This window comes from Chitinophaga skermanii, from assembly GCF_003259335.1.
GTDB lineage: Bacteria > Bacteroidota > Bacteroidia > Chitinophagales > Chitinophagaceae > Chitinophaga > Chitinophaga skermanii.
Window position 1 is genome coordinate 110921 of sequence record NZ_QLLL01000006.1, and the last position, 26823, is coordinate 137743.

The 26823-nt window shown below is 42.5% G+C and carries 20 protein-coding genes; 7 read left to right on the plus strand and 13 right to left on the minus strand.

Annotated elements, in window-relative coordinates:
• Positions 1-116: 116 nt before the first annotated feature.
• Positions 117-1232, minus strand: a complete 1116-nt coding sequence (locus LX64_RS16200) for a glycosyltransferase family 4 protein (protein WP_111598732.1) — start codon at positions 1230-1232, stop codon at positions 117-119.
• A gap of 288 nt (positions 1233-1520) precedes the next feature.
• Between LX64_RS16200 and LX64_RS16205 the strand changes: the two genes are divergently transcribed.
• Positions 1521-2564: a glycosyltransferase gene (locus tag LX64_RS16205; protein WP_111598733.1), complete on the plus strand. Its 1044-nt coding sequence runs from the start codon at positions 1521-1523 to the stop codon at positions 2562-2564.
• A gap of 219 nt (positions 2565-2783) precedes the next feature.
• A complete protein-coding gene (locus LX64_RS16210) occupies positions 2784-3218 on the plus strand; it encodes a hypothetical protein (protein WP_111598734.1) in 435 nt (144 codons plus the stop codon).
• A gap of 74 nt (positions 3219-3292) precedes the next feature.
• Here the strand turns inward: LX64_RS16210 and LX64_RS16215 are convergent, their stop codons facing one another.
• Together LX64_RS16215 and LX64_RS16220 are read right to left on the minus strand one after the other, a co-directional pair.
• A complete protein-coding gene (locus LX64_RS16215; RefSeq protein WP_111598735.1) occupies positions 3293-5503 on the minus strand; it encodes a S46 family peptidase in 2211 nt (736 codons plus the stop codon).
• 156 nt (positions 5504-5659) lie between these two features.
• Entirely contained in the window at positions 5660-6481 is an 822-nt protein-coding gene (locus LX64_RS16220; protein ID WP_111598736.1) for a M57 family metalloprotease, read from the minus strand.
• Between the two features lie 1148 nt (positions 6482-7629).
• On the opposite strand from LX64_RS16220, the gene LX64_RS16225 reads away from it, so the two are divergent.
• Positions 7630-10137 carry a S8 family peptidase gene (locus LX64_RS16225; protein WP_158538645.1) on the plus strand — a complete coding sequence of 836 codons (2508 nt, stop codon included), beginning with the start codon at positions 7630-7632 and terminating at the stop codon, positions 10135-10137.
• Positions 10138-10212: 75 nt separating this feature from the next.
• On the opposite strand, the gene lpdA is transcribed toward LX64_RS16225, so the two are convergent.
• The 7 genes from lpdA to LX64_RS16260 form a co-directional block, all read right to left on the minus strand.
• Positions 10213-11619 carry a dihydrolipoyl dehydrogenase gene (lpdA, locus tag LX64_RS16230; RefSeq protein ID WP_111598738.1) on the minus strand — a complete coding sequence of 469 codons (1407 nt, stop codon included), beginning with the start codon at positions 11617-11619 and terminating at the stop codon, positions 10213-10215.
• 213 nt (positions 11620-11832) lie between these two features.
• Positions 11833-12510 carry a LolA family protein gene (locus LX64_RS16235; protein ID WP_111598739.1) on the minus strand — a complete coding sequence of 226 codons (678 nt, stop codon included), beginning with the start codon at positions 12508-12510 and terminating at the stop codon, positions 11833-11835.
• Positions 12511-12643: 133 nt separating this feature from the next.
• Positions 12644-15292: an FtsK/SpoIIIE family DNA translocase gene (locus LX64_RS16240; protein WP_111598740.1), complete on the minus strand. Its 2649-nt coding sequence runs from the start codon at positions 15290-15292 to the stop codon at positions 12644-12646.
• A 44-nt stretch (positions 15293-15336) separates the two neighbouring features.
• On the minus strand, positions 15337-16782 hold the full coding sequence (locus LX64_RS16245; protein ID WP_111598741.1) for an alpha/beta hydrolase family protein: 1446 nt from the start codon (positions 16780-16782) through the stop codon (positions 15337-15339).
• Positions 16783-16825: 43 nt separating this feature from the next.
• On the minus strand, positions 16826-17218 hold the full coding sequence (locus tag LX64_RS16250) for a DUF423 domain-containing protein (RefSeq protein WP_111598742.1): 393 nt from the start codon (positions 17216-17218) through the stop codon (positions 16826-16828).
• A complete protein-coding gene (locus LX64_RS16255) occupies positions 17211-17744 on the minus strand; it encodes a shikimate kinase (protein ID WP_111598743.1) in 534 nt (177 codons plus the stop codon). The genes LX64_RS16250 and LX64_RS16255 overlap by 8 nt, the downstream gene beginning before the upstream one ends.
• A 50-nt stretch (positions 17745-17794) precedes the next feature.
• The gene (locus LX64_RS16260; protein ID WP_111598744.1) at positions 17795-18412 is read right to left on the minus strand and encodes a 4'-phosphopantetheinyl transferase family protein; all 618 of its coding nucleotides are present in this window, start codon (positions 18410-18412) and stop codon (positions 17795-17797) included.
• A 154-nt stretch (positions 18413-18566) separates the two neighbouring features.
• Between LX64_RS16260 and dcd the strand changes: the two genes are divergently transcribed.
• Positions 18567-19103 carry a dCTP deaminase gene (gene dcd / locus LX64_RS16265; protein ID WP_111598745.1) on the plus strand — a complete coding sequence of 179 codons (537 nt, stop codon included), beginning with the start codon at positions 18567-18569 and terminating at the stop codon, positions 19101-19103.
• Positions 19104-19907: 804 nt separating this feature from the next.
• Here the strand turns inward: dcd and LX64_RS16275 are convergent.
• Together LX64_RS16275 and LX64_RS16280 are read right to left on the minus strand one after the other, a co-directional pair.
• Positions 19908-21149 carry a TlpA disulfide reductase family protein gene (locus LX64_RS16275; protein ID WP_111598747.1) on the minus strand — a complete coding sequence of 414 codons (1242 nt, stop codon included), beginning with the start codon at positions 21147-21149 and terminating at the stop codon, positions 19908-19910.
• A 72-nt stretch (positions 21150-21221) separates the two neighbouring features.
• Positions 21222-21899: a YggS family pyridoxal phosphate-dependent enzyme gene (locus LX64_RS16280; protein ID WP_111598748.1), complete on the minus strand. Its 678-nt coding sequence runs from the start codon at positions 21897-21899 to the stop codon at positions 21222-21224.
• Between the two features lie 224 nt (positions 21900-22123).
• On the opposite strand from LX64_RS16280, the gene LX64_RS16285 reads away from it, so the two are divergent.
• Both LX64_RS16285 and LX64_RS16290 read left to right on the plus strand, forming a co-directional pair.
• Positions 22124-23269 (plus strand): acyl-CoA dehydrogenase, encoded by a 1146-nt coding sequence (locus LX64_RS16285; RefSeq protein WP_111598749.1) that lies wholly within the window; start codon positions 22124-22126, stop codon positions 23267-23269.
• Between the two features lie 132 nt (positions 23270-23401).
• Positions 23402-24349 (plus strand): arginase, encoded by a 948-nt coding sequence (locus tag LX64_RS16290; RefSeq protein ID WP_111598750.1) that lies wholly within the window; start codon positions 23402-23404, stop codon positions 24347-24349.
• Here LX64_RS16290 and LX64_RS16295 read toward each other — a convergent pair.
• Positions 24306-25430, minus strand: a complete 1125-nt coding sequence (locus tag LX64_RS16295) for a DUF3810 domain-containing protein (RefSeq protein ID WP_111598751.1) — start codon at positions 25428-25430, stop codon at positions 24306-24308. The two genes, LX64_RS16290 and LX64_RS16295, sit on opposite strands and share 44 nt — an antisense overlap.
• Positions 25431-25444: 14 nt before the next feature.
• Between LX64_RS16295 and LX64_RS16300 the strand changes: the two genes are divergently transcribed.
• Positions 25445-26323: a fructosamine kinase family protein gene (locus LX64_RS16300; RefSeq protein WP_111598752.1), complete on the plus strand. Its 879-nt coding sequence runs from the start codon at positions 25445-25447 to the stop codon at positions 26321-26323.
• Positions 26324-26823: the final 500 nt, after the last annotated feature.

Consider the following 26823-nt stretch of genomic DNA (forward strand, 5'->3'; position numbering starts at 1 on the left):
CGAATGAAAGGGCCTGCTGCAAAGCAGGCTTTTTTGTATAAAAAAAACGTCGTGGTAGACACCACAACGTTTTAACATAAGCATGTATTCGATTGTAACATAAAAAGTTGCACAGGCTACACCTCTACTGGCAATTTGCCGATTGGGTGTTTATGTGTTGTAATATTTTGTTTGAATGGCACATTCAATAATGTTAAATATTGCTGCGTAATGTGTTGAATATTGTGCTGCGTAGCGGCGAATTGATAGGCGCGGGCGGCCATTTTTTCTCCCATTTCTGGGTTGTCTAACAAGGTATTCATGTTGCGCGCTAAAGCTTTGGCATCGCCTACGCTGCTCATCATGCCCCTGTTTTCACCTACTAAATCTTTCAAGCCACCTGCATCTGTTGAAACAACAGGCACTTTATAAATAAACGCATCCAACACGCTGCTGCCTAATCCTTCTTGCGAAGAGCTCATAGCAAACACTTTCATCACGCTGAAAAAGTCTTCTACTTTATCATGGAAGCCCATGATTTTGTAAATGCCTTGCAAGCCAAGCTCCTCCAATTTCTCACGCACTACGTCTTGCATATCACCCTTTCCGAAATGCAAAAAAACGAAATCATTTCGCAATTTTGCGAGTTCATTTATAGCCGCCACCATCATCAGTGGATCTTTATGCCCAACTATGGCCGATGTAGTAGCTATAATTTTTGTTCTTGGCGGTAGGTTCATCTCGCGCACCACGTCCCTTGCACGGTCGATATCGAGTTTCTTCGGTACAATAGCACTTGAAATATGCACTACGTTCTTTACCCCGAAATTGGTCACAATTTGCTGAATGGCTTTAGATATAGCCACCACATGATCACTTAGTTTATACTTTAAGCGGGTCATGCGACCTTTCGGTACAAAGTCAATCCGTCTTGTAAACACCACTTTTGCGCGGTGAAAAGGTTTGGTAACGATACAGTAAGTAAGGATATGAGAAGTTTGTGCATGTAATACATCGTATTTTCTTCCTTTCGTCATTAGAAACCAAATAGCGCCGAAAACATTTTTAAATGCTACGGTAGGAATGCCCTGTTCTTTCGCTTTTTGTTCTAATGGGAAGTTTTCTCTGCATAAAACATCCACTTTTATACCCGCATCAATAAATCCTTGTGAGTTATACAAGGTCTGTCTTTCGCCCCCACGCCAAGTTCTCTCGAAATTTAATTCGAGGATTCGCATTAGTTTCGCTTTCATGTGCTGCTCGATTTTTCTCCTGCATGCGCCAGGTGATAGACACTTTAGACATGCTAGTTACCAAAAGTTTAATTGATAAACCAAAGTGTTAACACTAGTTAACAGTTGCAACATGGATTCCTACGGGTTTGGAGGGAAAATAGTACAAGTAGACGGGGAAGAAAGGTAGTCCGTAGAAAAAATTTTTTTATCTAGTATATGTATTCTTTTTTATGAAGATTATATCTTCACGACGATTTGCTAGCTGTAAAGTACAATAAAATACTAGCAATTACTATATTTTATAGAATGAATATCCTTTTTGCCGGAAAGTTCGAAGCCGACTATAATCGAACAAAAATCATTATCGACGGGCTTCAACAAACACCGGGCGTACAACTATCTACCTACAACTTTTACACCCGCTCACGTTGGAACATCTTCGCGTTGCGGAAAGCCTGTGCCAAGGCGGATGTAGTGTTTCTACCCTCCTTCTCGCACCGCGATGTAGCTTGGGTAAAGTTGTGGACCCGCAAACCCATTATTTTCGACCCGCTTATTTCGCGCTACCTCACCAAGGTATTCGATTACAAAAAAGTAAAAGAACATTCCTTCCGTGCGAAAAAGAACTTCTTGAAAGACAAAGTTTCGCTACAAGCCGCAACAAAGGTTATTTGCGACACGCAAGCACACAAACAATATTTCCACGATACCTTCGAAGTACCACTCGAAAAAATGCATGTAGTTGAAGTAGGTGTTAACACTGGGGAATTTTTTCCACAACAACACCCGCAGTCGAACAAGTTTGTAGTAGGTTTTTACGGCGGCTTCATTCCCTTACAAGGCGCCCGCTACATCTTGGAAACCGCGAAAGTTTTAAAAGACTACCACGATATAGAATTCCAGTTAATCGGGGAAGGATTCGAGTACAAAAAGATGCGTGCATTAGCAGAAGAATATGGTTTAACAAACGTAGTATTCAAAGGTTGGGTAAAATACGACCAACTAAATGCAGCTGTGAATACATTTGATATTGCACTCGGTATTTTCGGCGATGGTTTGAAAGCGCAACTCGTCATCCCCAATAAAATCTACCATTACGCGGCCCTACAAAAAGCCATTATAACAATGGACACACCGGCCATGCGCGAAGTATTTACCGGCGATACGAATATTGTGCTTACCTCGCAAGACCCGGTTACCATTGCTGCGCAAGTGCTTGCCCTGAAAGAAAACCCACAACGCCGTGAAACATTAGCAGCCGCAGGGTTCAAGCTAATCACAGAAAACTACAACCAACAGAAAATAGCGGGTAAAGTAGTTGCTATCGCCCAGCAATTATTACAACCATAAACGCACCTTCATACAAACGCCCTTTTATCTTCGTACGAGTACATGCTATCTTACGAAGATAAAAGTGTGTTTTATTTCTCCTTAATACGCATTATCTCCACCGAAATCTTATTCTACCCACTGCCTTTCCCTAGCGCCCACTCCTGTTATCTTCAATAAGGATTCCTTATAAATATTGTTAACACAGTCCTTATACATTCATCTCAAAATCTACTTCAAATGAAAAAATTTCAAACCTTATTCATCTTAGCATCTGTATGCTTATTATTTAGTAATATACAAGCAGCGAATAGCCACCCAGCATGGGATATTAAACAAACATTTTTCAAGGATGCCCCTGCCAAACGTTTTTCCTCTGTATCTGTTCGGATAAACGTAGTAGGACTACTTGGGCTACCTATCAATGTTTGCTCTGTAGCAGGACAACTACTTATTGGTACTACTTATGCTTATGTTGATGGTACGGTTACCATCCCTACCGCCGTTCAGTGCTATAGTAACGAACAAACGCCCCTCTTGTTAGACGTTTCTGAGGGTAGTAGAATTGTTATATGGGGAACGGTATTAAGTACAGGTTTACAAGCATCGGCAATTAAAACAGTTACAGCGGGCGACATAAGTGCCGGCGTAGTAACCGTGAACTTACTGTTGTAATAGTATCCTATATAAACAAAACGGGTGTACCGACTAGCGATACACCCGTTTTGTTTGCATTATATGATAGTTACTTATGCTCTCTTTTGTTGTACAGTAGCCGGTTTTACTTTAGCACCTTTTTTAGGGTTTACTAATTTCATTTCGTCTACCAAGTGTTTCGCACCGGCGAATTTATCAATCACGAATAATACGTAACGGATATCCACCATGATGTTTCTACAGATAGAAGCATCGTAGTTAATGTCGCTCATGGTACCTTCCCAAGTACGGTCGAAGTTTAAGCCGATGAGGTTACCGTATGCGTCCAAAGCTGGGGAGCCCGAGTTACCACCTGTAGTGTGGTTAGAAGCGATGAAGCACACAGGTAGTTTACCGTTTACGCCGTAACGGCCATAGTCTTTCGTTTTATATAACTCGCGTAATTTTTCCGGCACATCGAATTCGTAGTCGCCTGGTTTGTATTTCTCCATCACACCTTCTAAAGTAGTGGCAATGTCGTAATGTACAGCATCGCGTGGTTCGTAACCATCTACTTTACCGTAAGTAATACGGAGCGTGCTGTTGGCATCGGGGTAGAAGCGACGATCTTTTAATACATCCATTTGCACTTGCATGTACTCGCGTTGGAGTTTCACCAAAGGCGCTTGGATTTCTTCGTATGGTTTGTTAACATTTTCAACGAAGCCATTGCGTAAGGCGATATAAAAACGCGTGATGGGGTCTTTATAGATCGCGGTAACCAAATCGTTATATGGTTGTGATACGAATTTTTCTAATTGTTCATAAGAAACCAAAGCAGATGAAGCGTACATTTTGTTGGCTGTAGTACGACCATCTTTATTTGTTTCCATCCAAATTTGGTAGCCTTCGCCGCCGATGTACCTGCTATGTACATTTTGGAAATATAGATCCAATAAAGCCGTAGCTACATCTTGGTCTACTTTCGCGTTGATGTTTTGGTACAAAGGTTTCATTTTATCGAGGAACGCTTTGCGTTGTGGATCATAGCTATCGGCACCTTTTTGTTGTACTTCGCTGAGGAAGCCGACTAATTTATCGGCAACAGAGAAGGTTTCTACGTTTCTTGTAAGCTCCATGTAGTATTCGCGGGCGTTGGCGTATGGTGCTACGTTTACGTAAAGGGCGTTGAGTGTATCGAGTACGCCGGCGTATTGTGCTTTCAGCGCAGCGTCTTTATTCAACAAGTTGTTATAATTAGCTTCGTAAGCAATTTTGCGATCAATGCCTTTTGTTCTTTCTACGCCTTGCATTTCACCGATCCATTTTTTCCAGCCATTTGCAGTCGATGCGTACTTAGCTGCGTATTGGATTTTGATTTTTTCATCTTTACGCATGAAACCATCAATGATTTTCAACGCTGCATCGCGCATATTTACGCGGGCAGGATCTTGACCATTCACCACTAATTTCACTGCTTCAGAAGGCAAATATTCTTGTGTTCTACCCGGGAAACCGAATACCATGGTAAAATCATTCTTTTCAATACCATCTACAGAAATAGGCAAGAAGTGTTTCGGTACTAAAGGCACGTTATCTTTCGAGTAAGCAGCCGGTTTACCATCTTTACCTGCATATACGCGGAACAAAGAGAAATCGCCGGTATGGCGTGGCCATACCCAGTTGTCGGTATCAGAACCGAACTTACCAATAGAAGAAGGTGGTGCACCCACTAAGCGTACATCTTTATACGTTTCGGTAACGAATAAGAAATATTGATTGGCTTCGAACATAGGTTTTACCAAAATATCTTGGTAAGCCTCTTTCTTTACTGTAGGCTTTAAAGCATCTAAATTTTTATTGATGATGGCCATACGTTCTTTCTCCGTCATATTTTTTGTAACACCTACTAAAGCAGCCTTGGTTACATCTTCAATACGTACAATGAAAGTAGCTGTTAAACCTGCGTTTGGTAATTCCTGTTCGCGGTTCATAGCCCAGAAGCCATTCGCGAGATAGTTGTTATCGATCGAGGAATGTTTTTGAATGGCATCGTAACCACAGTGGTGGTTGGTTAATAATAAGCCTTGTGATGAAATAATTTCACCGGTGCAAAATCCACCAAAGCTAACAATAGCATCTTTCAAGCTGCCTTTGTTAACATTGTAGATATCGGATGCGCTGATTTTCATTCCCATCCCTTTCATCTCTTTCTCGTTCAAACGTCCGAGCAATTGTGGCAGCCACATTCCTTCTGTTGCAAATGCATTGATTTGAAGAAGAAGGAAAAGTGCTACCATCAAACTTTTCGCAATACGTAGCATAATTATCCAGTTTTTAAAAATAGAAGCGGCAATTTAGGAAAAAGAGCGGGAACAACCGCGGGAATGAGGGGTTATTTAATAAAATGGCGTTGTACAATGCTCACCGTCATTGTACAACGCCAAGGGGATTTGTAGTATGATGTACTACAAAATTGATTAATATAAGTAGTTCAATGCAACGATATCGTTCGCGTTGAAAGTACGGTTACCACCGTTAGAGCAAGCTAACATCCAAGAATTAGCATCTGGGCCGCTTGGTGTACCTGGGATAAGTACAGCACCAACGCCTGCAGTACCTTCATTACCACCAGAACCACAGCTATAAGCACGGTTCATGTAATCTGTATGGCGGAATCCGATACAGTGACCAATTTCGTGTTGAATAACAGAACCTACATAGTTAACGTTCGGGTTTGTACCATACGCGTTAGGGTGTGTATTCATGCTAATTTGGTTGTAAGGATTACCACCAGAAGGGAAACCTGCAGAACCTAATGTGATGAAACCGCCGCTTGGAGCTTGATAGAAGCCAACAATATTAATATTAGCAGTGCCAGAAGTGATACGTTGGAATGTAATTAACAAGCCTAAAGCATTGTATCGAGAAATCGCAAGGTCGGTACCTTGTACGAATGCAGTACCTAAACCTGTTACTTTTACTGTAATAACACGTGGTAAACCTGTTACCAAGTTGCTGGTACGATATTGTTCAACTTCAGCGATACGCAAATTAGGTGAAGTACTTTCAGTGTTTAAAGTATTATCATCTAAAATGATATCGTTTTCTACTAAATAACCTCCCTTAACGATACGTGCTCCTTCTGTAGAAAATCCTTTTGCTTTGATTTTAGCAAGTACTTCAGCCGGTACGTCTGAAGACTGTGCAGGTTCTACGTGAGCATCTTTTTGACAAGATACCACGAGTACTGCAGCCAATAAAGCTACAAAGGATAGTGCGAGTGTGATTTGCTTTTTCATAGCATCAGATTTTGGGTTTGATATTATATTGAATAGATAGTGGTGAGCGATGGGAATAGAAAACTGCATAGCTCGTTATAGGCCATAGCAGGTCCTGTACGAGCATTGTGTAATGTTTGCATACAATGCTGTATTAATTTTTTTGGATAATAGTATCCCTATGTAAGTGTTTGCTTACATGGGTAACAACGCTTCATAAATGTGTGCATACATGCAACCTGTGTGTATAATCGCTCGGTGCTATGTTACAGGCCATAGCAGGGCATTTACGGCGAATACGGCGGGTAGACGCGGCCTAATTTACACACGATAAAATGCAAGTAACAAGTGCTCAAACGGTTCGACAATAATACATCTTGCTCAATTTAGATTTTGGACAAAAAAGAATCTGCACGAATCAAAACGGCCTCCATAGCTGATCTACAATCATCACGTTAACAAATTCGGACACAAACATGCTTAATGCCGAGTGATGTGTAGCAAACTATATGTATGGTTATAACGGTTTAAAATGCTGCGGTTTACATTTTATTTAAAGCAGGTCATTTAATAAAATAATGAACGAGTAACTTTTACTAGACACCTCTCAAACCTAGGCGGGTTGCTTGATCTTGGCGTCTTTGCTAATTTTGATTTGCTCTTAGTCTAGGGTTTAGGACAACATATAAATCGACTATCAATATTACTACTTTCTTTACAACAAAAAAAAATCTTTTCTTGATTTATAAAAAATTAATTGTGTTGAAAAAAGATTTGTACTAGATTTAATAATGCGACATCATCCCCTTTACATCCATTTATCAACCTATAGTTACATTTCGCTATTAATTGCCACTATGGCTTGTTTCACCGTATTTAAATCGAATGCGAAAACCACATTTTTCCAACATGACAGTTTACTAATTCGATACACAAACAATGCCGCCAAAGATAGTTTGGTAAACTATACGTTGAACCGCAGTACACAAAACGCCTACTTAGTAAAATTCAAACATATACCCTCTCGTGGGGATATTGATAAACTACATTCATTAAAACCCTTATCCAGCTTACATTACATTGTACCGGCAATAACCCACGACAGCCTCCTTCTCCCACAAATCGACTACCAACTACTCGCTAACAATCGATGGAAATGCAGTGAATCTTTGATATATCAATTAGATGCATCACAAAAAAACGACAGCATCACTTTCATCGCTTCCCTCCATTCACAAAAAAGCAGTCAATACAATTGGATGCCCTATGTATATATCGTTCAATGGCCTAAAAGATCCTCTACAGCCATCCTAAGAACCACTAAAGACCAACTGAACCAACTCCTCTACGACCCCGCTATTACTTTTGCCGATGTACTTCGCACACCCAAAACAGAAATTAATGTAGCCCTGTATAACATGGCCATCAACAATATTGAATTAGTACGCAGTAAACAACCCTTACTAAACGGCCATACAGAAATTGTATCCATCCGGGAAGACTTATTTGATACAACAGATATTGACTTACACGGTAAATATATTCGAACAGCGAACACTGCTTCCACCCTAAACGCACATACCACTATTATGGCCACCTTGGTAGCCGGCGCAGGAAATGCAGGGCCGGCAGCATTGGGTGTAGCGCCGGCAGCACAACTAACCTCCTCTTCCTTTACAACCTTACTTCCCGATGATCCCCAAACCTTCCGCCTTCAAAAAACCATCCTACAAAACCACTCTTACGGGGTTAACATCGAAAACTACTATGGTGCCGAAGCAGCGGCGTACGACCAAATGGTGATAGAAGCCGATACCTTTGTACATGTATTCTCGTCGGGGAATATTGGTACCACAACGCCTACAAGTGGCCAATACCAAGGCATCCAAGGTGTTGCCAACCTTACCGGCACCTTTAAGCAAGCAAAAAATGTATTAGTGATTGGTGGTACCGATGGAAAAAACGTTGTAGCCGACCTTAGCTCGAAAGGCCCAGCTTACGATGGAAGATTGAAACCTGAAATAGTAGCCTACGGTGAAGACGGTACCTCTGGTGCTGCAGCTATTACAAGCGGTGCCATTACCCTCTTACAACAAGCTTATAAAAGTAAATTTACGCAAGCTCCCCCTAGTGCCTTATTGCGTGCTATTGTGATGAGCTCCGCCACGGATATTAACACCCCGGGCATCGATTATACATCGGGATATGGCGCCCTTAATCTATCGGCCGCCTTGCACGTATTACAAGCCTCCCAATTCGCAAAAACTACACTCACCAGCAACGGTCAGTACACCCTGCCCATACAAGTGCCCACCAACACAGGGCAATTAAAAGTTACCATCGCTTGGAACGATCCCGCCGCGGAAGCAAACAGTGCCAAGGCATTGGTGAACGACTTAGACATGCAAGTAATAAGCCCGGATAGCGACATAACGCTGCCTTGGGTATTATCTACCTTCCCGTTGAAAGATTCGTTGCTTAAAGCGGCTACAAGAGGCGTAAACCATGTCGATAACCACGAACAGGTGAGTATTACAGCCCCAGCAGCAGGAACATATCATGTACATATAAAAGCCCCTCAACTAGCTGGCAATTCGCAAACGGTATACATTGCGTGGCAATTTATACCGAAAGAGTACTTCGATTGGGAATACCCTACACGCAATACGATTGTAACGCCCGGCCAAGCCTACACCTTGCAATGGCATAGCGATCTTGGCGGAACGGGTAACCTCTCGTATAGCATCGACAATGGGCAACAATGGCAACCCATTGCGCTAAATACACCTGTCTCCCAACAAAATATGGAATGGGTAGGTCCCGCAAACACCTTCACCCGGGCGCTCTTACGCATGGAAACCCCCAAAGGCACCTTCACCAGCGACACGTTCCACATCTCCAGCCCTACACAATTACAAGTAGGCTTTAACTGCACCGACTCCGTGATGTTCTATTGGAACAGCCTGCAAGGTGCTGCCCAATACCAACTCTACGCTATTGTAAACGACCAATTACAACCGTATCGCCAAACGGCTGATACATTTATAGTATTCGCTACAAGCCCAAATTTGCCTACCCATTTCGCTGTAGCACCGATAGCAAGTAATGGTGATATAGGCGCACGAAGTGCTACCATACAGTATGCACAACAAGGTGTAGGCTGCTATATACAGCAATTCATTACAGATAAAATTGAGAACAACCAAGTATCGCTCACCTTGTCGCTTAGCACCTTATTGGGTATACAATCCATTACTTGGGAACGCCGCAACAACAATGGATACGACGACCTGGGTAGCCAACAAATTACAAGCAGTAAAACATATCAATTCATCGATACTAACCCGCCCGGCGGCATTGTTCAATACCGGGTAAAAATCACGCTCCGGGATGGCCGCATTATTTACTCCGATATTTCCAGTGTTGAAGTGTTGCGAGGTGCAGCTATGATTGTATTCCCCAACCCTGTACAGCAACAAATGGAGGTAGTAACAGGCGACATCGAGGGTGAAGAGGTGTTAAAAATTATAGATGCACAAGGGCGGGTACGCAAACTCGTAGCCCATGTAAGCGCTAGGCATACACTGCAATTGGGTAGTTTACCGGCCGGGGTTTATTGGTGCATTTTGTACCGTGATGGCAAAGCCATCGGGAAAATATCGTTCGTTAAGTTATAAGCATAAAAAAACCCTCTCTACGATGTAAAGAGGGTTTTTTATATCTAAAAAGTTGTGTTGATCTTATTTGATCTACTAGAGGTGAATTGCTTCGCCGTAAGCCACTTCGATAGCGTCTTTGATAGATTCGCTCATCGTTGGGTGAGGGTGAATAGCGTTTAACACTTCGTGGTAAGTAGTTTCCAATTTGCGTGCAACAACTGTTTCAGCGATCATTTCAGTTACGTTTGCACCAATCATGTGCGTACCTAACCATTCGCCGTATTTAGCATCGAAGATAACTTTTACGAAACCTTCTGGCGCACCTGCAGCAGAAGCTTTACCTGATGCAGAGAATGGGAATTTACCAACTTTCACTTCGTAACCTGCTTCTTTCGCAGCTTTCTCAGTGTAACCAACTGAAGCAACTTCTGGTGCGCAATAAGTACAACCAGGGATGTTCATGTAGTCAATTGGTTCAGGTTTGTGAGCGTATTTCTTCTCGTTGTAAGCAATGTTTTCAACACAAACGATCGCTTCTTTAGAAGCAACGTGTGCCAAAGCTTGACCAGGTACCATGTCACCAATCGCGTAAACGCCGGTAACATTAGTTTGGTAGAATTTATCAACGGTAACACGACCTTTGTCGGTTTTAACACCAACTGTTTCTAAACCGATGTTTTCGATGTTAGCAGCGATACCCACAGCGCTTAATACTACGTCTGCTTCGAGCGTTACTTCACCGGTAGCGGTTTTCACTTTCGCTTTCACGCCTGTAGCTGTTTTCTCAACGGCTTCAACGCTAGCGTTTGTCATGATTTCGATACCTTTCTTTTTGTAGATTTTCTCTAATTCTTTAGAGATATCTTCATCTTCAACAGGCACGATACGCGGCATGAATTCTACGATGGTTACTTTCGTACCCAATGTATTATAGAAGTATGCAAATTCAACACCAATAGCGCCAGAACCAACCACGATCATAGATTTAGGTTGTTTAGGCATTACCAATGCTTCACGGTAACCGATTACGCTAGTACCATCAATTTTCAAATTAGGTAACTCACGTGCACGTGCACCTGTAGCCAAAATGATGTGTTTTGCATCGTAAGTAGTTGCTTTACCGTCTTTATCAGTTACTTCTACTTGTGTTTTAGATTTCAATTTACCAAAACCGAGAATAACGTCGATCTTGTTCTTTTTCATCAAAAACTGCACACCTTTACTCATTTTATCTGCAACACCGCGAGAACGTTTAACGATCGCGTCAAAATCGGCTTTCGCATCACCCACGGTTACACCGTAATCTTTCGAATGCTGGATATATTCTAAAACTTGCGCTGATTTCAATAATGCTTTAGTTGGAATACAGCCCCAATTTAAACAGATACCACCTAAGCTTTCTCTCTCTACGATTGCTGTTTTAAGACCTAGTTGCGAAGCACGGATAGCAGCTACATAGCCACCAGGGCCGCTACCAATTACGATTACGTCGTATGCCATATTGCTTGAATTTTATTTAAACTTGCCAAAGGTAGTAAGAAAATAGGAAAATTTCCGCCCAATCCTAATTAGTTGACGCTTCTCGCCTACTTCCGCTACCATAGCCATTCTTATCTTTCCACACACGATCTTATATAAAAAAAATGGATGCATACCCCGTTCATTTACCAGGTATGCATCCATGTTCTTATATCCCTTAGCAGGACCTTTCTTCTAGCGCAAGTCTACCACTTCTACGCCAGGGTATTTCTTCGCATCAAAAGTAAACATCGCGTCTGCTACAGTCGCATTCGGCTGAATACTTGAGATTTCATAACTCATTTTATTACCATTCTTCTCGAATATCTTCATACGCACAATCGTTTGCGCCTTCTTATCAACGTCTACCTGTGCCTTGAAGATGTTTTTCGACTTGTCAACCGGCGTTAACTCAATGTTTTGCAACACTTTACCTTTCTCTGTTGTTTCGCCAATCAAACGGTATAAATAATCTTTATCATAGAAATTCGTAAACAATTTCGCAGGGGTCATCGACTGGCCACTTTGATCTACATTGTTTATTTGTACCTCGTTTACGTCTTTCGAATATGTCCAAGATGTTTTATTATCACTGATAATCTCCCTATCTCCCATCAAAACTTTGTATTTCTGTCCTTTTACATACACAGTTCCTTTTTGAGAATCGGTAACCTTGCTGTTGCCCCCTTCTACTTTTAACACGAAATTAGCCACCAATGATTTCAATGACTTCAATTTAGTGCTAACGCCGTCGAGAATGGCTTTCGCTTTTGGGTCGTTTTTACCGATAGAACCTACCGGGGTCTTAGTTTGAGCATTGCCACCAAGTGCCAAACCTAATAATAACGTTCCCAGTATGACCGTTTTCTTCATCTTATTTGATTTTGTTTTTGTAGTGGATATAAGACAAATGTTATACCAATACGTTTAATGACAGTTGTTAAAGGATTGCAAAATTCGCCATTTTACCCGGATTTTGGAAGTCCTGGGAACAATTGATGAAAATTTATAACAAATCATTAAGGATTTCTTCTAGGTCGGCCTCCGTTTTTACGTGTACCTCCCTAGCCTTGCTACCCATACTGGGGCCAACAATACCCGCTGCTTCGAGCTGGTCCATCAAACGGCCTGCCCTATTATAGCCCAATTTCATCCTCCTTTGTAACAAGGATGTACTGCCCTGCTGGGTGGAAACGATGATTCTCGCAGCATCCTCAAACAAGTTATCACGGTCGGTCAAGCTCAATTCCTTCCCTTCATTATCCTTTTCATCTATATATTCCGGCAACATGTACGCATCGGTATAACCACGTTGGTCGCCAATGAATTCGGCCACTTGCTCCACTTCCGGCGTATCTACAAAGGCACATTGCAAACGTACCACCTCGCCATTATAAGAAATCAACATATCACCCTGCCCAATCAACTGCTCCGCACCACCTGTATCTAAGATCGTCCTGGAATCGACTTTCGACGATACTTTGAACGCAATACGTGCCGGGAAGTTCGCTTTGATGGTACCGGTAATGATGTTTACTGAAGGACGTTGGGTGGCAATAATTAAGTGAATACCCACCGCGCGGGCCAACTGGGCCAAACGCGCAATTGGCATTTCTACCTCCTTACCGGCTGTCATAATCAAATCCGCGAACTCATCCACCACCAACACGATAAACGGCAGGAAGCGGTGACCTTTTTGCGGGTTCAACTTACGTTGCGTAAACTTATTATTATACTCACGGATATTTCTCGTACCCGCTTCTTTCAATAAATCGTACCGTAAATCCATCTCAATACAAAGGGCATTCAATGTATGAATTACCTTTTTCGTATCGGTGATAATGGCATCTTCTTCACCCGGCAACTTCGCTAAGAAGTGTTTTTCGATGAGTTTGTAGAGGCTTAACTCTACTTTCTTCGGATCGACTAACACAAATTTCAGTTGACTCGGGTGCTTTTTATATAATAAGGAAACGAGGAGCGTGTTAATACCCACCGATTTACCTTGCCCTGTAGCACCTGCCATTAACAAGTGCGGCATTTTGGCCAAATCGGCAATGAAGTTCTCGTTATCGATTTTCTTACCAATAGCTACCGGTAAGTCCATCGTGCTGTTTTGGAACTTATCCGAAGCCAGCATGTTCCTCAGTGATACAATTGTTTTCTTCACGTTCGGCACCTCGATACCAATGGTACCCTTACCAGGAATAGGCGCAATAATACGAATCCCCAATGCCGCCAAACTCAAAGCAATATCATCTTCCAAGTTCTTGATGCGCGAAATACGTACACCCGCTGCCGGTACAATCTCGTACAAGGTAACCGTTGGGCCTACCGTTGCGCTGATCTTTTGGATAGAGATATCGTAGTTTTTCAGTGTATCAATAATCTGGTTCTTATTTTTCTCGAGTTCCGCCGCATCTTGCACAATCTTATCGGAGCCGTGGTTCTCGAGCAATTCAATACCCGGGTACTTATAGTCGCGCAAGTCGAGCGTAGGCTCGTATGGATCAGATGATAATACTCTTTGTGGTGCCGTGAATTCCTCTTCTTCGTGTACCTCGTCTTCTGTTGGAATAGGTTTGATTTCGAAAGCGATATCATTCACTGCGTTGCGATCTTTCCGCTTAGTTGGCTCCATCACAGGCGGCACATCTTCCTCTTCCGGTTCATCACGTTCTTCCATCACCAATTGCATGGCTGCTTCTAGTTCTTCTTGTTCGAGGTCTTCTTCCGCTGTTACCGGCGTAGCTACCGGTGGAATATAGGTAACATTGGGTGTTACAATATCTTCTTTCACATGCAGTTGGTATTCTTGTTCAAATTCTTCCTCGTCTTCCGGCAAGGTTAAATGTATGCTACCGTTATCTTTCAGTGTATTGGGTTTTGAAGGAAGGATTTCTTCTTCCGGCTCTTGTGGAATACTTGGTATGAAAGACGCTTCTGCCACTACAGGTTTCGCATTGGCTACTACTGGTTCTACCGGTGCAACAGGTGCAGGCTTTGGTGGCTTGGGTTTACTTTCCGGCCATTTAAACTGCATATTGAACTTCCAAATACACCAAACAAATCCTACCACGAACAATAATAAGCCCATGCCTACCGATCCCAAGAAGCCGCAAATCCAACGGTTCAACTGGTTACCCAAGGCGCCGCCAAACGGGAACTCCGCTTTATACCCTAAGAAAGCAAGTGTTGTACTAATGTACAACAAGCCGAAGATGATATATTTCAAGTTGCGGGCTACACGAAATACGCGTCTGCCCACGATAAAATTCACGCCGAAAATAAATAGCATGTAACAGAACAAGTACGACGCCAGCCCGAATCCATTCACGAAGAACCAATACGATACCACCGCACCTAACCGGCCCAATGTATTTTCTACAACAACATCATCTTTGAAAAGGATGTTGAAACCATTGTTCCACACCAAGTTCTGGTCTTCCTGCCAAGTAAATAAGAAGGATGTAAATGCGATGAAGAGATATAAAGCAAGCAACAATAAAATGGTGCCCACTACTTTATGCGTACGTTCGTCCTTTACCAGCTCCTTGACTTTTACCTCCGCCTCTTTATCGGGCTTCAGTACGCCGGGATTGACCGGTTCAGGTTTTTTCTTAGTTTCTTTTGATTTGAGTTTATTACCTGCCATATGCTAATTACCAAAATTTACACATGCGTATTCGCATGTTGGGATTACTTCTTTCGCACCTGCGTTTGCATCCAGGCACCTACATATTGTAGTACTGCTGGGGCAACCGTTTCATCTATCTCTGCATACTCCGCTACCGTGCATGTTGTACAGTGTTGGAATAAATGATTTAAACCGGGAAATTTCTTTGTTGTGATTTGCTTATTCCCGCCTTTCTTAATTTGTGTGTCAAATCCTTGCAAGTTCTCGTCGGCCTGCACTTGTATGTCTTTTTCACCATTCACGGCTAAGACAGGACATTTTATGTAAGGTAAATATTTTTCAGGTTGTATGTTCAAAATTGCCGCGATAGAGGGCGACGATACCGACATCGCTGTTTGTAAATTGAACATCTCCGGCGTTACTTTTTTCTTCTCTTCTTCAGATAACGAGGTGGCATACAACTGTTCTAATACAGTTTTCGCTTTCTTTCCCAACTCGTTTTTATTTGGTGTGGCATTCGCTATGATGAATAATTCGCGCATGAGTTTTTCACGCTCCAAGGCTTCCGCTTCCGTTTTACCATTCGACTTCCACACCAAGTAATTCTGTTTCGCCATCAATTCCACACCGTTAATACCTACACCTGCCAAGCTAACAACAAAGGCTACGCGCTTATCTTCCGCTGCTACCATTGGTGCCACTACGCCACCTTCGCTATGCCCCATTAACCCAATTTTCTTAGGATCAATGTCGGAACGAGTAGCCAAGTAATTCACCGCTGCTTGCGCATCGCGAAAAAAATCCGGGATACCCGATTTTGCATAGTTGCCGGTCGATTTACCTACTCCCCTATCATCATAACGTAATACGGCTATACCTTGTTTCGTAAGATAATCGGCCCAAATTAAAAAGGGCTCATGCCCCATGAGTTCTTCGTTCCGATTTTGCGGACCAGATCCTGTAATGAGTACCACTACTGGGAAAGGACCGCCGCTTTTGGGTTTAGTAAGTGTACCTGCTAGCGTAATGTGATCTGTTTCATTGGGAAACGTTACATCTTCACTATCGTAAGGGTATGGCTGTTGAGGGGTTTGCGGTCGTATTTTCTTCGCGGTAAAACTAGCTGCGTTTTCTTTCTTTAGTACGAGCTTCATGTTCTTCCCTTGGTAAAAATCGCCCGAAAACGCCGATTTGTTGCTATCCCATACGCCCGTGTACACGACTTGTAACTTATTCAACACGAAACGCAATTCACCCGTAGATTCATTGTACGTTAAGGTATCTGCTTGTAATGTTGCATTTCCTTGATCGATACTAATGAGCTTGCCTTTGTAACCGGTGCCTTCTTTTTCTGTATGCAATTGTAACCGTAATTTACCCGCTCCTACGTCGAGCGTACCGAACCAATCACCGCTGATGTCTTTAATTTGAGCAGATGCGCTAATAGTCAACATCACCAACAAACTTCCGCACAATAGAAAGGAAGTGAAACGTTTTAAATAGGTCATAGTGGGTAAATTACGGTATACTAAAAAATGAATGTCGTTTTAATTAGTTGCTGCTTTTGATGAAGCTCATCAACATGCAAATCCAACCTGCGATAAAGAACACGCCGCCAATAGGTGTAATAATACCTAAGCCGCGTAAACCTACGTCGCCCGTGGTTTTCAAAAGGGTCATTACATACAATGAACCCGAGAATAGTAAAATGCCAATTAAGAAGCAACGACCTGCCCATACCATGGTGGTACTTGGGAAGGTAGCGTATAAAACAGCTACTGCGAACAAGGCAAATACATGGTAGAATTGATACGTTACACCTGTTTGGAAGGTGCGTACGTCTTTCTCTGATACCAATTCTTGCAATTTATGTGCGCCAAATGCACCTAATATTACTGCCAATGCGCCCAATGCTGCTGCCCAAACTAAAAATGATTTATGCATGATGTATCTCGTTTGTTAATATTTCCAGTGATAGCTCGTCGAGCGTAATAACGCGTTGCGATAATTGGTAGAAAGGCGCTCTTTCCAACAGTTTCTTTTCAACAAAAGCCGACAAATCTTCATCGCTTAAATCTTGAATCAACGGTCGTTTATATTTCTTTCTTTGCAGGCGTTCTACCATGGTAGGAATGCTTGGATTCAGCCAAACAGTGGTGCCTTGGTCGTTCATCCAATCCATGTTATCGAGGAAGCAAGGAGTGCCGCCGCCACAAGAGATGAGGAACTCATCTTCTTCTTGCGAAATTCTTTTCAATACTTCGCTTTCGCGGTTGCGGAAATAATCTTCTCCTTTCTCGGCGAAAATATCACTCACAGGCATGCCTTCTTCTTCAACGATCACTTCATCAATGTCAAAAAAAGGCAAGTGCAAATGTTCTGCCAATTGCTTACCCCAGTAAGTTTTACCGGCGCCCATAAAGCCCAGTAAAAATATGCGTTTATGTTGCTGCGAAATAGGTTGTTCCATTTACCAGTTGACAATTAAGGTGTGAAGTAATAACGCTAGCATGGGATGATTTATGCAACTACCCAGGCTAACGATAAATCGTTTTCATAAATGTATTGCAAATATAGGTGAGTCGGCTCACCTGTTTTCATAAAATCACAAGAAATAAAACCGGCATTGGCAAACGCGAATGGTTGCAGTTGCATGTCTTCCCGGAAGTCGACTTTCCCTAAACCATACCATTTAAACACCGCTTCTTTCGCGCTCCAGCACACGGTTTTATGTGCGAGAGATTGTGCGGGTGAAATGAAATCCATCTCGCGGGGCGACAAAAACTTCTTGCTCACTTTCTCGATTTTATCTTGTGCTGTTTCTATATCGATCCCCACAGCACGGGAATTGCTTACAATAGCCGCGGCATAATCGCCACAATGCGAAATCGAGAAATGAAACGAGCTGCAAGCTAACACGGGTTTGCGTGTTTGCCCCACCGTTATTTGTTCCAACGGGAACGCCGGGAATAATTCTTTCAACAAATACCGGCCAGCAAAGTGTTGTAAACGCTTATGGGGGTGGTGAATGGCTGGATCAATATTCACTTTCTCCCGGAAAAAGCTTTCTTGTTCACCAATTTTCCACACGCCGAGCTTTGTGCCGTCTTCAATTTGTATGGTACGTATTAATGGCATATCTTGCCGAATTATTTGAGAATGTACATGTTTAACCGCTGTTTTCCCTTATAAATAGAGGGAAATCGTAAAGATCGGTCATTATATGGCAATGATACAATACATGCGTTAAACATTCAAATTCCAATACAAAACCGTATAACTACCCAAACCCATGATATTATCGGATAAACGCATACTAGAGGAAATCGAGAAAGGGACCATCGTGATCACGCCTTACGATAGAAAATACCTGGGCACCAATTCTTACGACGTGCACCTGGGCAAATACCTTGCCACGTACAAAGACCGGGTTCTTGATGCGCGTAAACACAACGAGATCGAACATTTCGAAATCCCGGAGGAAGGTTTCGTATTACAACCCAATACGTTGTACTTGGGCGTAACAGAAGAATACACCGAAACCCATGCACATGTACCGTTCCTAGAAGGTAAATCCAGCACCGGCCGCTTAGGTATTGATATCCATGCTACTGCAGGTAAAGGAGATGTTGGTTTTTGTAATACATGGACGTTGGAAATTTCTTGTGCACAACCGGTACGTGTTTATGCAGGTATGCCTATTGGCCAGTTGATTTACTTCGTTGTGGAAGGTGATATTGAAACTTTCTATAACAAGAAAGGGAATGCGAAGTACAATGGTAGAACGGTTCGACCTGTTGAATCGATGATGTGGAAGAATGAGTTTTAATGACGCGAAGCGGAGCATGTTACGCGAAGCGGAGCTCATCATAAAGTTACTTTTAATAAAAAGGCTTTCTCAGTTTTGAGGAAGCTTTTTTTGTGCTTGTATTCCGAAGGGAGGTTTTAATAGGGAGGTTTCTTTGTGGGGCAGCGGGCTCGTTTCTTTAGCTATCATCCTATTTGTTACTTTCTTTGCTTCTCCAAAGAAAGTAACCAAAGAAAGGAGGACCAACGGCCAATTTACTTCGTGGCCGTTGGATCGGGGCGTCGATTGAGCTTTGGGAGTACTGTGGTGAAGGGCAGTTGGAGCGCTTTTGGGGAGAGTTTGTTGTTGTTGTTTGTGGCGAGGTGAAGGCAAAATCTTTAGGGACAATAAATCCTAATGGTTTTAAAGGTACCCAGCACATTGGGTTATATGGAAAATACATGGAACAAGAGAGAAGCGTAATCCTCTATACTGTAAAACGATATGGATGATACGGGGATAAGGGTGTGGTAGGTATAAAATGTACAAAAAGTGCCTTTACGACAATTCATCATTAATTAGTGACATAAGGGCTTCAATAAGGAGAAAGGAAAGTCAAAGGCAAGTATAAGTCTTTCAAAGGGTGGTTGACTACAGTCAAAGGGTAGTCAAAGGCATTTCAAAGGGTTTTCAAAGGCTCGTCAAAGGGAAGTCAAAGGGTTGTTAAAGGCTTTGGTATATATCAACGCCTTATGGGGTGTTTTGCGGCTTGTTGCTGGTAAACAAAAAGGCTGGGGCATCTTGCGATGAACCAGCCTTTTTGTTTATTGGTATGGCTTATTAGGGTTATTCGGCTAATAAGTCGCTTACCAGTTTATCTAAGTTTCTTTTGTATTCTTCGTAGTGTTCGCCGGTGCCGGGGCCGGAGAAGCCGGTGTGGACTTCTCTAACATTGCCTTTTTTGTCGATAAAAATGGATGTTGGGAAGCCTTTTAGGCCGGTTAGTTGCGGTAAGGTTTTTTCGGTTTTTTGGGGGTCGCCGGGGGTAACTTGGGTAATTAATACCGGGTAAGTTACGTTGAAGCGTTTCGCGAAGCCTTCAGCTGCTTTGCGGGATTTTTCGTAGTCGGTTGTGCGTTCATAGGCTAAGGCGATGATTTCTACGCCCCTGCTCTTGTTCTTTTCATACCATTTGGTAAGGTACGCGGTTTCGTCCATGCAGTTCGGGCACCAAGAGCCGCCTACGGTTACAATGACTACTTTATTTTTATAGCGGGCATCGTTGATGCTTACTTTTTTGCCGTTTAGATCGGGGTAGGTAAAGTCGAGTTTCGATTCCCCAGGGCGCAAGGTATTTAAGGTTCTTTCGTCGGGGAGCTTCGCGTTCGCGTCTTTATTGGCTACGAAGTTCTCTTTCGCAGTGATACCAGCGTAGAAGATACCGTCTTTCAGGGTATTCTCGTCGGTAATGGTAGCTTCGAAAAGGTAAGCGTGTGAGCCGTCGAATGTAGAGAGTTTCAGTTTGTCGCCGTCTACTACGCCTTGTAGGTAGCGGTAGTCGCCGCTGGTGGTGAGGAAGGTGCCGGTTACGATGCCGCCTTTATCCTGTTGGAATTCGCCGATGGCGAAAGAGGAATCTTTGCGGTTCGGGTTGAAGAAGTAGGTAGGCCAACGACCTTCAACATTAAACTTCGGCGCTTCCGATGTTTTGAAACGTACGTTATTGCGAGGTTCCGCGGTGAAGCGTATGCTTACGTCGTTATCGGCTAAATGCCTGATCCATAAGCCTTCTAAGCCCCCGTGTTTAGTGAAGGCGGCTTTGAATTCATTATCAAAGAACGGCATTTTGATGAAGGCAGAATCCTTAGTAACCCTAATTTCATCGACCTTCATGCGCTCTTTGGCATTAATAATATATATGACTTGCTTACCGTTCTTCCCGGTTTGCACATCAAAATTAAATACGATCTGTGCACCATCTTCACGGTGCAATTTGGCTTGCCATACACCGGGGAAAAGTTTTGGTGCGGCTGCTTTGGTGGCAAAGGAGCCCAGAACGAGGGCTGCTATAAATAATATCTTTTTCATCTGTATTAAAAATACAAAGTAAAGGGTTTTAATCTACAATTCCTATAGACTATTGATAATATAACAAGCTCATTACAAGCGTGCCCCGAATAACAAGCTGCCAATTCGCACTAAAGTACTCCCCTCTTCCAAAGCAATTTGATAATCGCCACTCATCCCCATCGAAATATGCAGGAAAGATGGTTCGTTGGCAAAAAACTGCGTTTTTGTTTGGGTATGCAGGGCTTTTAGGTGAGCAAATTCTTTGCGCACTTGTTGTACATCATCGGTATTGGTGGCCATTCCCATGAAACCCACGATGCGCACATGCGCTAAACTTGCCTTTTGCTCGCTATACGTGGTTAACAAGGTATGTAGCTCGGTTTCATCCAAACCAAATTTCGACTCTTCTTCTGCAATATGCATCTGCAACAGCACATCAATCACCCGGTTATGTTTCGCCGCTTGTTTATTAATCTCTTGGAGCAGCTTAAAGCCATCTACCCCGTGAATCATACTTACAAAAGGAGCAATGTACTTTACCTTGTTGCTTTGGAGGTGACCAATAAAATGCCACTGTACATCGGCGGGCAATTGGGGTTGTTTTTCAACGAGTTCTTGCACGTAGTTCTCGCCAAAAATCCTTTGTCCTGCTTCATATAAAGCCTTGATATCGCTTACCGGTTTAATCTTCGAAACGGCTACGAGCTGCGCTTGGTAAGGCTGCAACTGCGAAAGCACGGTATTGAATGCTGTTAAATTTACTGCCATGATAGGTGCAAAAGTAAAGAAAACTGCTTTTGGACGTGGAGAACAATCGACAGTTATAAGATGTTTATCAAACGAAACTCGAATTTTAACATTGATTTATTCAATAAAAATCAAGGAATAATGGATGAAACCGAATTATGTAGCGCGCATTTTTTTACGTGCCGTTTTATAAATAGGTTTGTAAGCATCATATTCCACAACAATCTTTTTTTAAATAATCTAGTATGAACTACCAGTTAACAGAAGAACACTTAATGATCCAAAAGGCCGCACGTGATTTTGCGATCAGCGAGTTGTTACCGGGCGTAATAGAAAGGGATGAACACCAAAAGTTTCCAGCCCAACAAATTAAACAATTAGGCGAATTGGGCTTTTTAGGTATGATGGTTGACCCCAAATATGGTGGCGCCGGGCTTGACACGGTATCATACGTTTTAGCAATGGAAGAAATTTCTAAGATTGATGCATCTGCTTCCGTTGTAATGAGTGTAAATAACTCCCTCGTTTGTTGGGGACTAGAGCATTTCGCTAACGAAGCACAAAAAGAAGAGTACTTGGTTCCTTTAGCGAAAGGTGAAGTTATTGGCGCTTTCTTATTAAGTGAACCGGAAGCCGGTTCCGATGCAACTTCTCAAAGAACAACTGCAGAAGATAAAGGTGATTACTATTTATTGAATGGTACGAAAAACTGGATTACCAACGGTTCTACTGCCAGCACTTATTTAGTGATTGCACAAACTTACCCAGAGAAAGGCAGCAAAGGCATTAACGCTTTCATCGTAGAGAAAAACTCGCCGGGTATTACCATTGGTCCTAAAGAAAACAAATTAGGTATCCGCGGTTCCGATACGCACAGTATTATGTTCCAAGATGTAAAAGTGCCAAAAGAAAACCGTATCGGTGAAGATGGTTTCGGTTTTAAATTTGCCATGAAAACTTTATCTGGTGGCCGTATTGGTATTGCTTCCCAAGCTTTAGGTATTGCTAGCGGCGCGTACGAACTCGCCCTTAAATATTCTAAAGAAAGAAAAGCATTCGGTACAGAAATCTGCAATCACCAAGCCATCCAATTCAAACTCGCAGATATGGCTACCCGTATCGAAGCTGCACGCTTATTGTGCTTGAAGGCTGCTTGGGAAAAAGATAATGGCTTAGATTATAACTTAAGCGGTTCCATGGCCAAAGTATTCGCTTCTGAAACTGCTATGTGGGTAGCAACTGAAGCAGTACAAGTACACGGTGGTTACGGTTTCGTAAAAGAATACCACGTAGAACGCTTGATGCGCGATGCGAAAATCACCCAAATTTATGAAGGCACATCCGAAGTACAACGTATCGTTATCGGTAGAAGTATTATAGGAAAAATATAAATTCTTACGTTTAGTCGGAACCGTTAGCAACTTTGCTAGCGGTTCTTTGTTTTAGATACCTCCTATTTCATCATCATATTGTAACACTAGCTGCCTTGGGAGTTACAGTAAAAACAAGTAGCTTGCCAATATATGAAGAACATTAAGATCATAGAAGTAAAGTCGGAAATCGGCGCTGGCACGCGGGGCGCAAGTCTTGGCGTAGACGCCATTAAAATTGCCGCGCTCGATTTTATGAGTAATTTTTTTGTGCACTTTCCTACAGAAGAAATTGAAACGGAAAATAAACTACTCTTCGAACCTATAGAATCGCCCTACGCTAAACGCATTAAGGGTACACTAGCCCTCTACGAGCGCATCAGCAAAAGTGTAGCCGACACCGTAAAACAAAACTGGTTCCCTATTGTATTAAGCGGCGACCATAGCACCGCCGGCGCCACTATTGCCGGTTTGAAAATGGCCCGCCCCGGCTCGAAATTGGGCGTTATTTGGATTGATGCCCATGCGGATTTACATACGCCTTACACCACTCCATCGGGTAATATGCATGGTATGCCGTTAGCTACTGCTATCGCTGAAGATAACGAAGACAATAAAGTGCACGAGGTAGATGATAATACCGCCAAGATGTGGAACGCTTTGAAAAATATCGGTAAAATTGCACCGAAAGTATCGCCGGAAGATATCGTGTTTATATCGCTACGCGATTACGAAAAAGAGGAAGAATACCTCATCAAAAAACACGGCATGAAGGTTATCACAACAAGCGAAGTTCGTCGCAAAGGTCCTGAAAACATCGCCCGCAGCGTATTCCGCTATTTGAGCGATTGCGATATGCTCTACGTTTCCTTTGATGTAGATAGCTTAGATTCTTCCATTTCTAAAGGCACCGGCACCCCGGTAAGCAATGGCTTACGCGAAAGGGAAGCGGAAGATCTTGTATCCAAATTTATGCAACACCGTAAAATCTGTTGCTTCGAAATAACAGAAGTAAACCCTACGCTCGACCGTGAAAACCTGATGGCAGAAATCGCCTTCAATATCCTACAGCGTAGTGTGAACGTGTTGATGATGAACTAACCGCCCATTTCTCTTTCTTGAAATACGCGATTAACCATCCTACTACTTCGCTATAACTAGCCACACCCTTATCCTGGTTGTTGGCCTTTAAATACTGATCGTACAAAATGTACGAATATTCGTCTACCGGGCTTTGGTAACCCATATAAAAGGTTCTCAAGGTTCGGTAGTCGTCTTTTATAGCCGGCAACACTTTCTCCCATGCTTGCCTATACAATGTAGTATCTACCCGGCGCAATTGCTTTACACTATAAATCAACATCTCGAAATTAGCTGCATACCGAAAACGCGCATCCGGGTGTTGCGAAGCTACTATGTACCCTACGAAGTTAGCGTCTTCTTCAGGGGCGTATCCCAATTGGTGACCAATTTCATGACAAGTAGTAAACGGCAATACGAACCCCGGTACGCTCGTATTCACTTGCGCTTCCAATGTAAAAGGATTCAAATACCCTGTTACACCCATGTAGTTTAACCAATTATTATACAACGACGACTTCACACAAGGATGTTTATACCGGAGAGAAGGATAAGTACTGGTTAATGAATCGAAACCCGCAGCAGCCATGTCGAACATTTGTTTGGGCGCTAAGCTATCCAACGCCGCCACTTCCAGCTTATTGGCATTGGCTAGTTGTACAAGGGTATCGGCTAACTTGTATAAGTCGTTGGCACTGTAATCATCTTTCAAAGGCAAATCAAAATCATCGGCTAAAGAATTACGCTGGTAATTGAATCCCCATAATAATAAGAATGCCAAGTACAAGACCATTACACTATGTATAGCTTTTAATATTGTATAACCGCTTGTCTTCCATTGTCTTTTTACCAATAAAATAATTAACCGGATGAAAAAACCTATGGCAACTAAGATCCATATTGTGTATATTACATCGCCGATACTAAATGGCACTTTACCCAAAACATATCGCAAACCTGTACTAATTGAACTATACCACCTATGAAAATAAAAATTAGCTAGTGTAACATTTGCGTTGATAAAGAATTGTAATAGCACAATTCCCAGCAAAGTGAAGGCTATCCTAATGATGATAAATTTATAATTGATGCGGTTCTCCATAATATAAAGGGACTATGATGGATGAAAAATTACTCCAAAGCTTAGCCACTGAAATGACGGCTAAATTTGCAGTGAAAATACAGATTAATCGTTCAGAAAAAATATACGGCGGAGATATTAATGAATCGTACCGCGTGGAAACCAATGAAGGTAATTGGTTTGTTAAACTGAACAATGCGAAAAAATACCCGCAACTTTTCCAGCGCGAGTTTGTTGGCCTGGAGGCTTTGAGGGCTACCAATACAGTAGCTGTGCCGCAACCTATGATGCATGGCGTACTACATGATACTGCTTTTCTTATTACTGAATATATTCAAAAAGACGCCGCCCGCTCTTCCTTCTGGGAAGAATTTGGGCAACAACTGTCCCAATTACATCAACACACCAAGCCTTTCTTCGGCTTCTACGAATCGAATTACATCGGCACTTTAAAACAATATAATACCCCTTATACCAGTTGGCCGGTGTTCTATGCTTTCAATCGCCTCATTCCCTTGGCACGTTTAGCGTACGATAAACATCACATGGAAAAAGGGATGCTCGTACAAATTGAAGCCCTCTGCAAACGTTTACCACAGATTTTTCCCGATAGCCCCTCTTCCCTATTACACGGCGATTTGTGGTCGGGTAATTTCATGGTGGGTAAATCTGGTGCTGCTTATATGTACGACCCCGCTATTTACTATGGCCATAGAGAAATGGATTTAGCGATGACCCGCCTATTCGGTGGTTTCGATAACAGGTTTTACCTCGCTTACCAAGCAGCTGCTCCTTTAGCGCCAGGCTGGCAACAGCGGATTGGCATTTGCCAGTTGTATCCTTTGCTGGTGCATTACATTTTGTTTGGAGGGAGTTATTATAATAGTATTAAAGAGGTGTTACAAGGGGTGTGAGGGGAATCTTAAGAGGGTTTTTCCTTTCCGGGTAGTTTTCTTATTAATGGCAGGTTAGTTTTTTTAGTCATCATCCTATTTGTTACTTTCTTTGCTTCTCCAAAGAAAGTAACCAAAGAAAGGAGGAAAAACGGCGAAAGACTGCGTCGCCGTTTTATCGGGATGTTGATGGGGCTTTGGTGCTACTGTGGTGAAGGGCATTGGGTGCTTTGTGGTGCCTGTTTTGTTGGGGTGGTTTTTAGGTGAATTGTGCGTGCAGTATTGGATATTTTTTTAATGGGTTGATGTTGAAGTGATTGTAAGGTTGCTGTTATGCACTAGTAATATCTTCTAATGTTCTTCCAATGTTCTTCCAATGTTAGGTCAATGTTTTTCCAATATGTAGGATATATATCCCATGTTTCGGGGTTGTTTTAAGAAATAATTTACCCTAATGGTATATTAATGTGACATTTTGTTGAATTGGGATGGAAAGTTGACCGGGGTTTACCGAGTGTTTG

Coding starts and splice junctions, on each gene's coding strand:
- LX64_RS16290 (WP_111598750.1), top strand. CDS start 23,402: ATGAAGAACATTAAGATCATAGAAGTAAAGTCGGAAATCGGCGCTGGC.
- LX64_RS16295 (WP_111598751.1), bottom strand. CDS start 25,430: ATGGAGAACCGCATCAATTATAAATTTATCATCATTAGGATAGCCTTC.
- LX64_RS16220 (WP_111598736.1), bottom strand. CDS start 6,481: ATGAAAAAGCAAATCACACTCGCACTATCCTTTGTAGCTTTATTGGCT.
- LX64_RS16235 (WP_111598739.1), bottom strand. CDS start 12,510: ATGAAGAAAACGGTCATACTGGGAACGTTATTATTAGGTTTGGCACTT.
- LX64_RS16275 (WP_111598747.1), bottom strand. CDS start 21,149: ATGAAAAAGATATTATTTATAGCAGCCCTCGTTCTGGGCTCCTTTGCC.
- LX64_RS16245 (WP_111598741.1), bottom strand. CDS start 16,782: ATGACCTATTTAAAACGTTTCACTTCCTTTCTATTGTGCGGAAGTTTG.
- LX64_RS16210 (WP_111598734.1), top strand. CDS start 2,784: ATGAAAAAATTTCAAACCTTATTCATCTTAGCATCTGTATGCTTATTA.
- LX64_RS16260 (WP_111598744.1), bottom strand. CDS start 18,412: ATGCCATTAATACGTACCATACAAATTGAAGACGGCACAAAGCTCGGC.
- LX64_RS16285 (WP_111598749.1), top strand. CDS start 22,124: ATGAACTACCAGTTAACAGAAGAACACTTAATGATCCAAAAGGCCGCA.
- LX64_RS16215 (WP_111598735.1), bottom strand. CDS start 5,503: ATGCTACGTATTGCGAAAAGTTTGATGGTAGCACTTTTCCTTCTTCTT.
- LX64_RS16300 (WP_111598752.1), top strand. CDS start 25,445: ATGATGGATGAAAAATTACTCCAAAGCTTAGCCACTGAAATGACGGCT.
- dcd (WP_111598745.1), top strand. CDS start 18,567: ATGATATTATCGGATAAACGCATACTAGAGGAAATCGAGAAAGGGACC.
- LX64_RS16200 (WP_111598732.1), bottom strand. CDS start 1,232: ATGAAAGCGAAACTAATGCGAATCCTCGAATTAAATTTCGAGAGAACT.
- LX64_RS16205 (WP_111598733.1), top strand. CDS start 1,521: ATGAATATCCTTTTTGCCGGAAAGTTCGAAGCCGACTATAATCGAACA.
- lpdA (WP_111598738.1), bottom strand. CDS start 11,619: ATGGCATACGACGTAATCGTAATTGGTAGCGGCCCTGGTGGCTATGTA.
- LX64_RS16240 (WP_111598740.1), bottom strand. CDS start 15,292: ATGGCAGGTAATAAACTCAAATCAAAAGAAACTAAGAAAAAACCTGAA.
- LX64_RS16280 (WP_111598748.1), bottom strand. CDS start 21,899: ATGGCAGTAAATTTAACAGCATTCAATACCGTGCTTTCGCAGTTGCAG.
- LX64_RS16255 (WP_111598743.1), bottom strand. CDS start 17,744: ATGGAACAACCTATTTCGCAGCAACATAAACGCATATTTTTACTGGGC.
- LX64_RS16250 (WP_111598742.1), bottom strand. CDS start 17,218: ATGCATAAATCATTTTTAGTTTGGGCAGCAGCATTGGGCGCATTGGCA.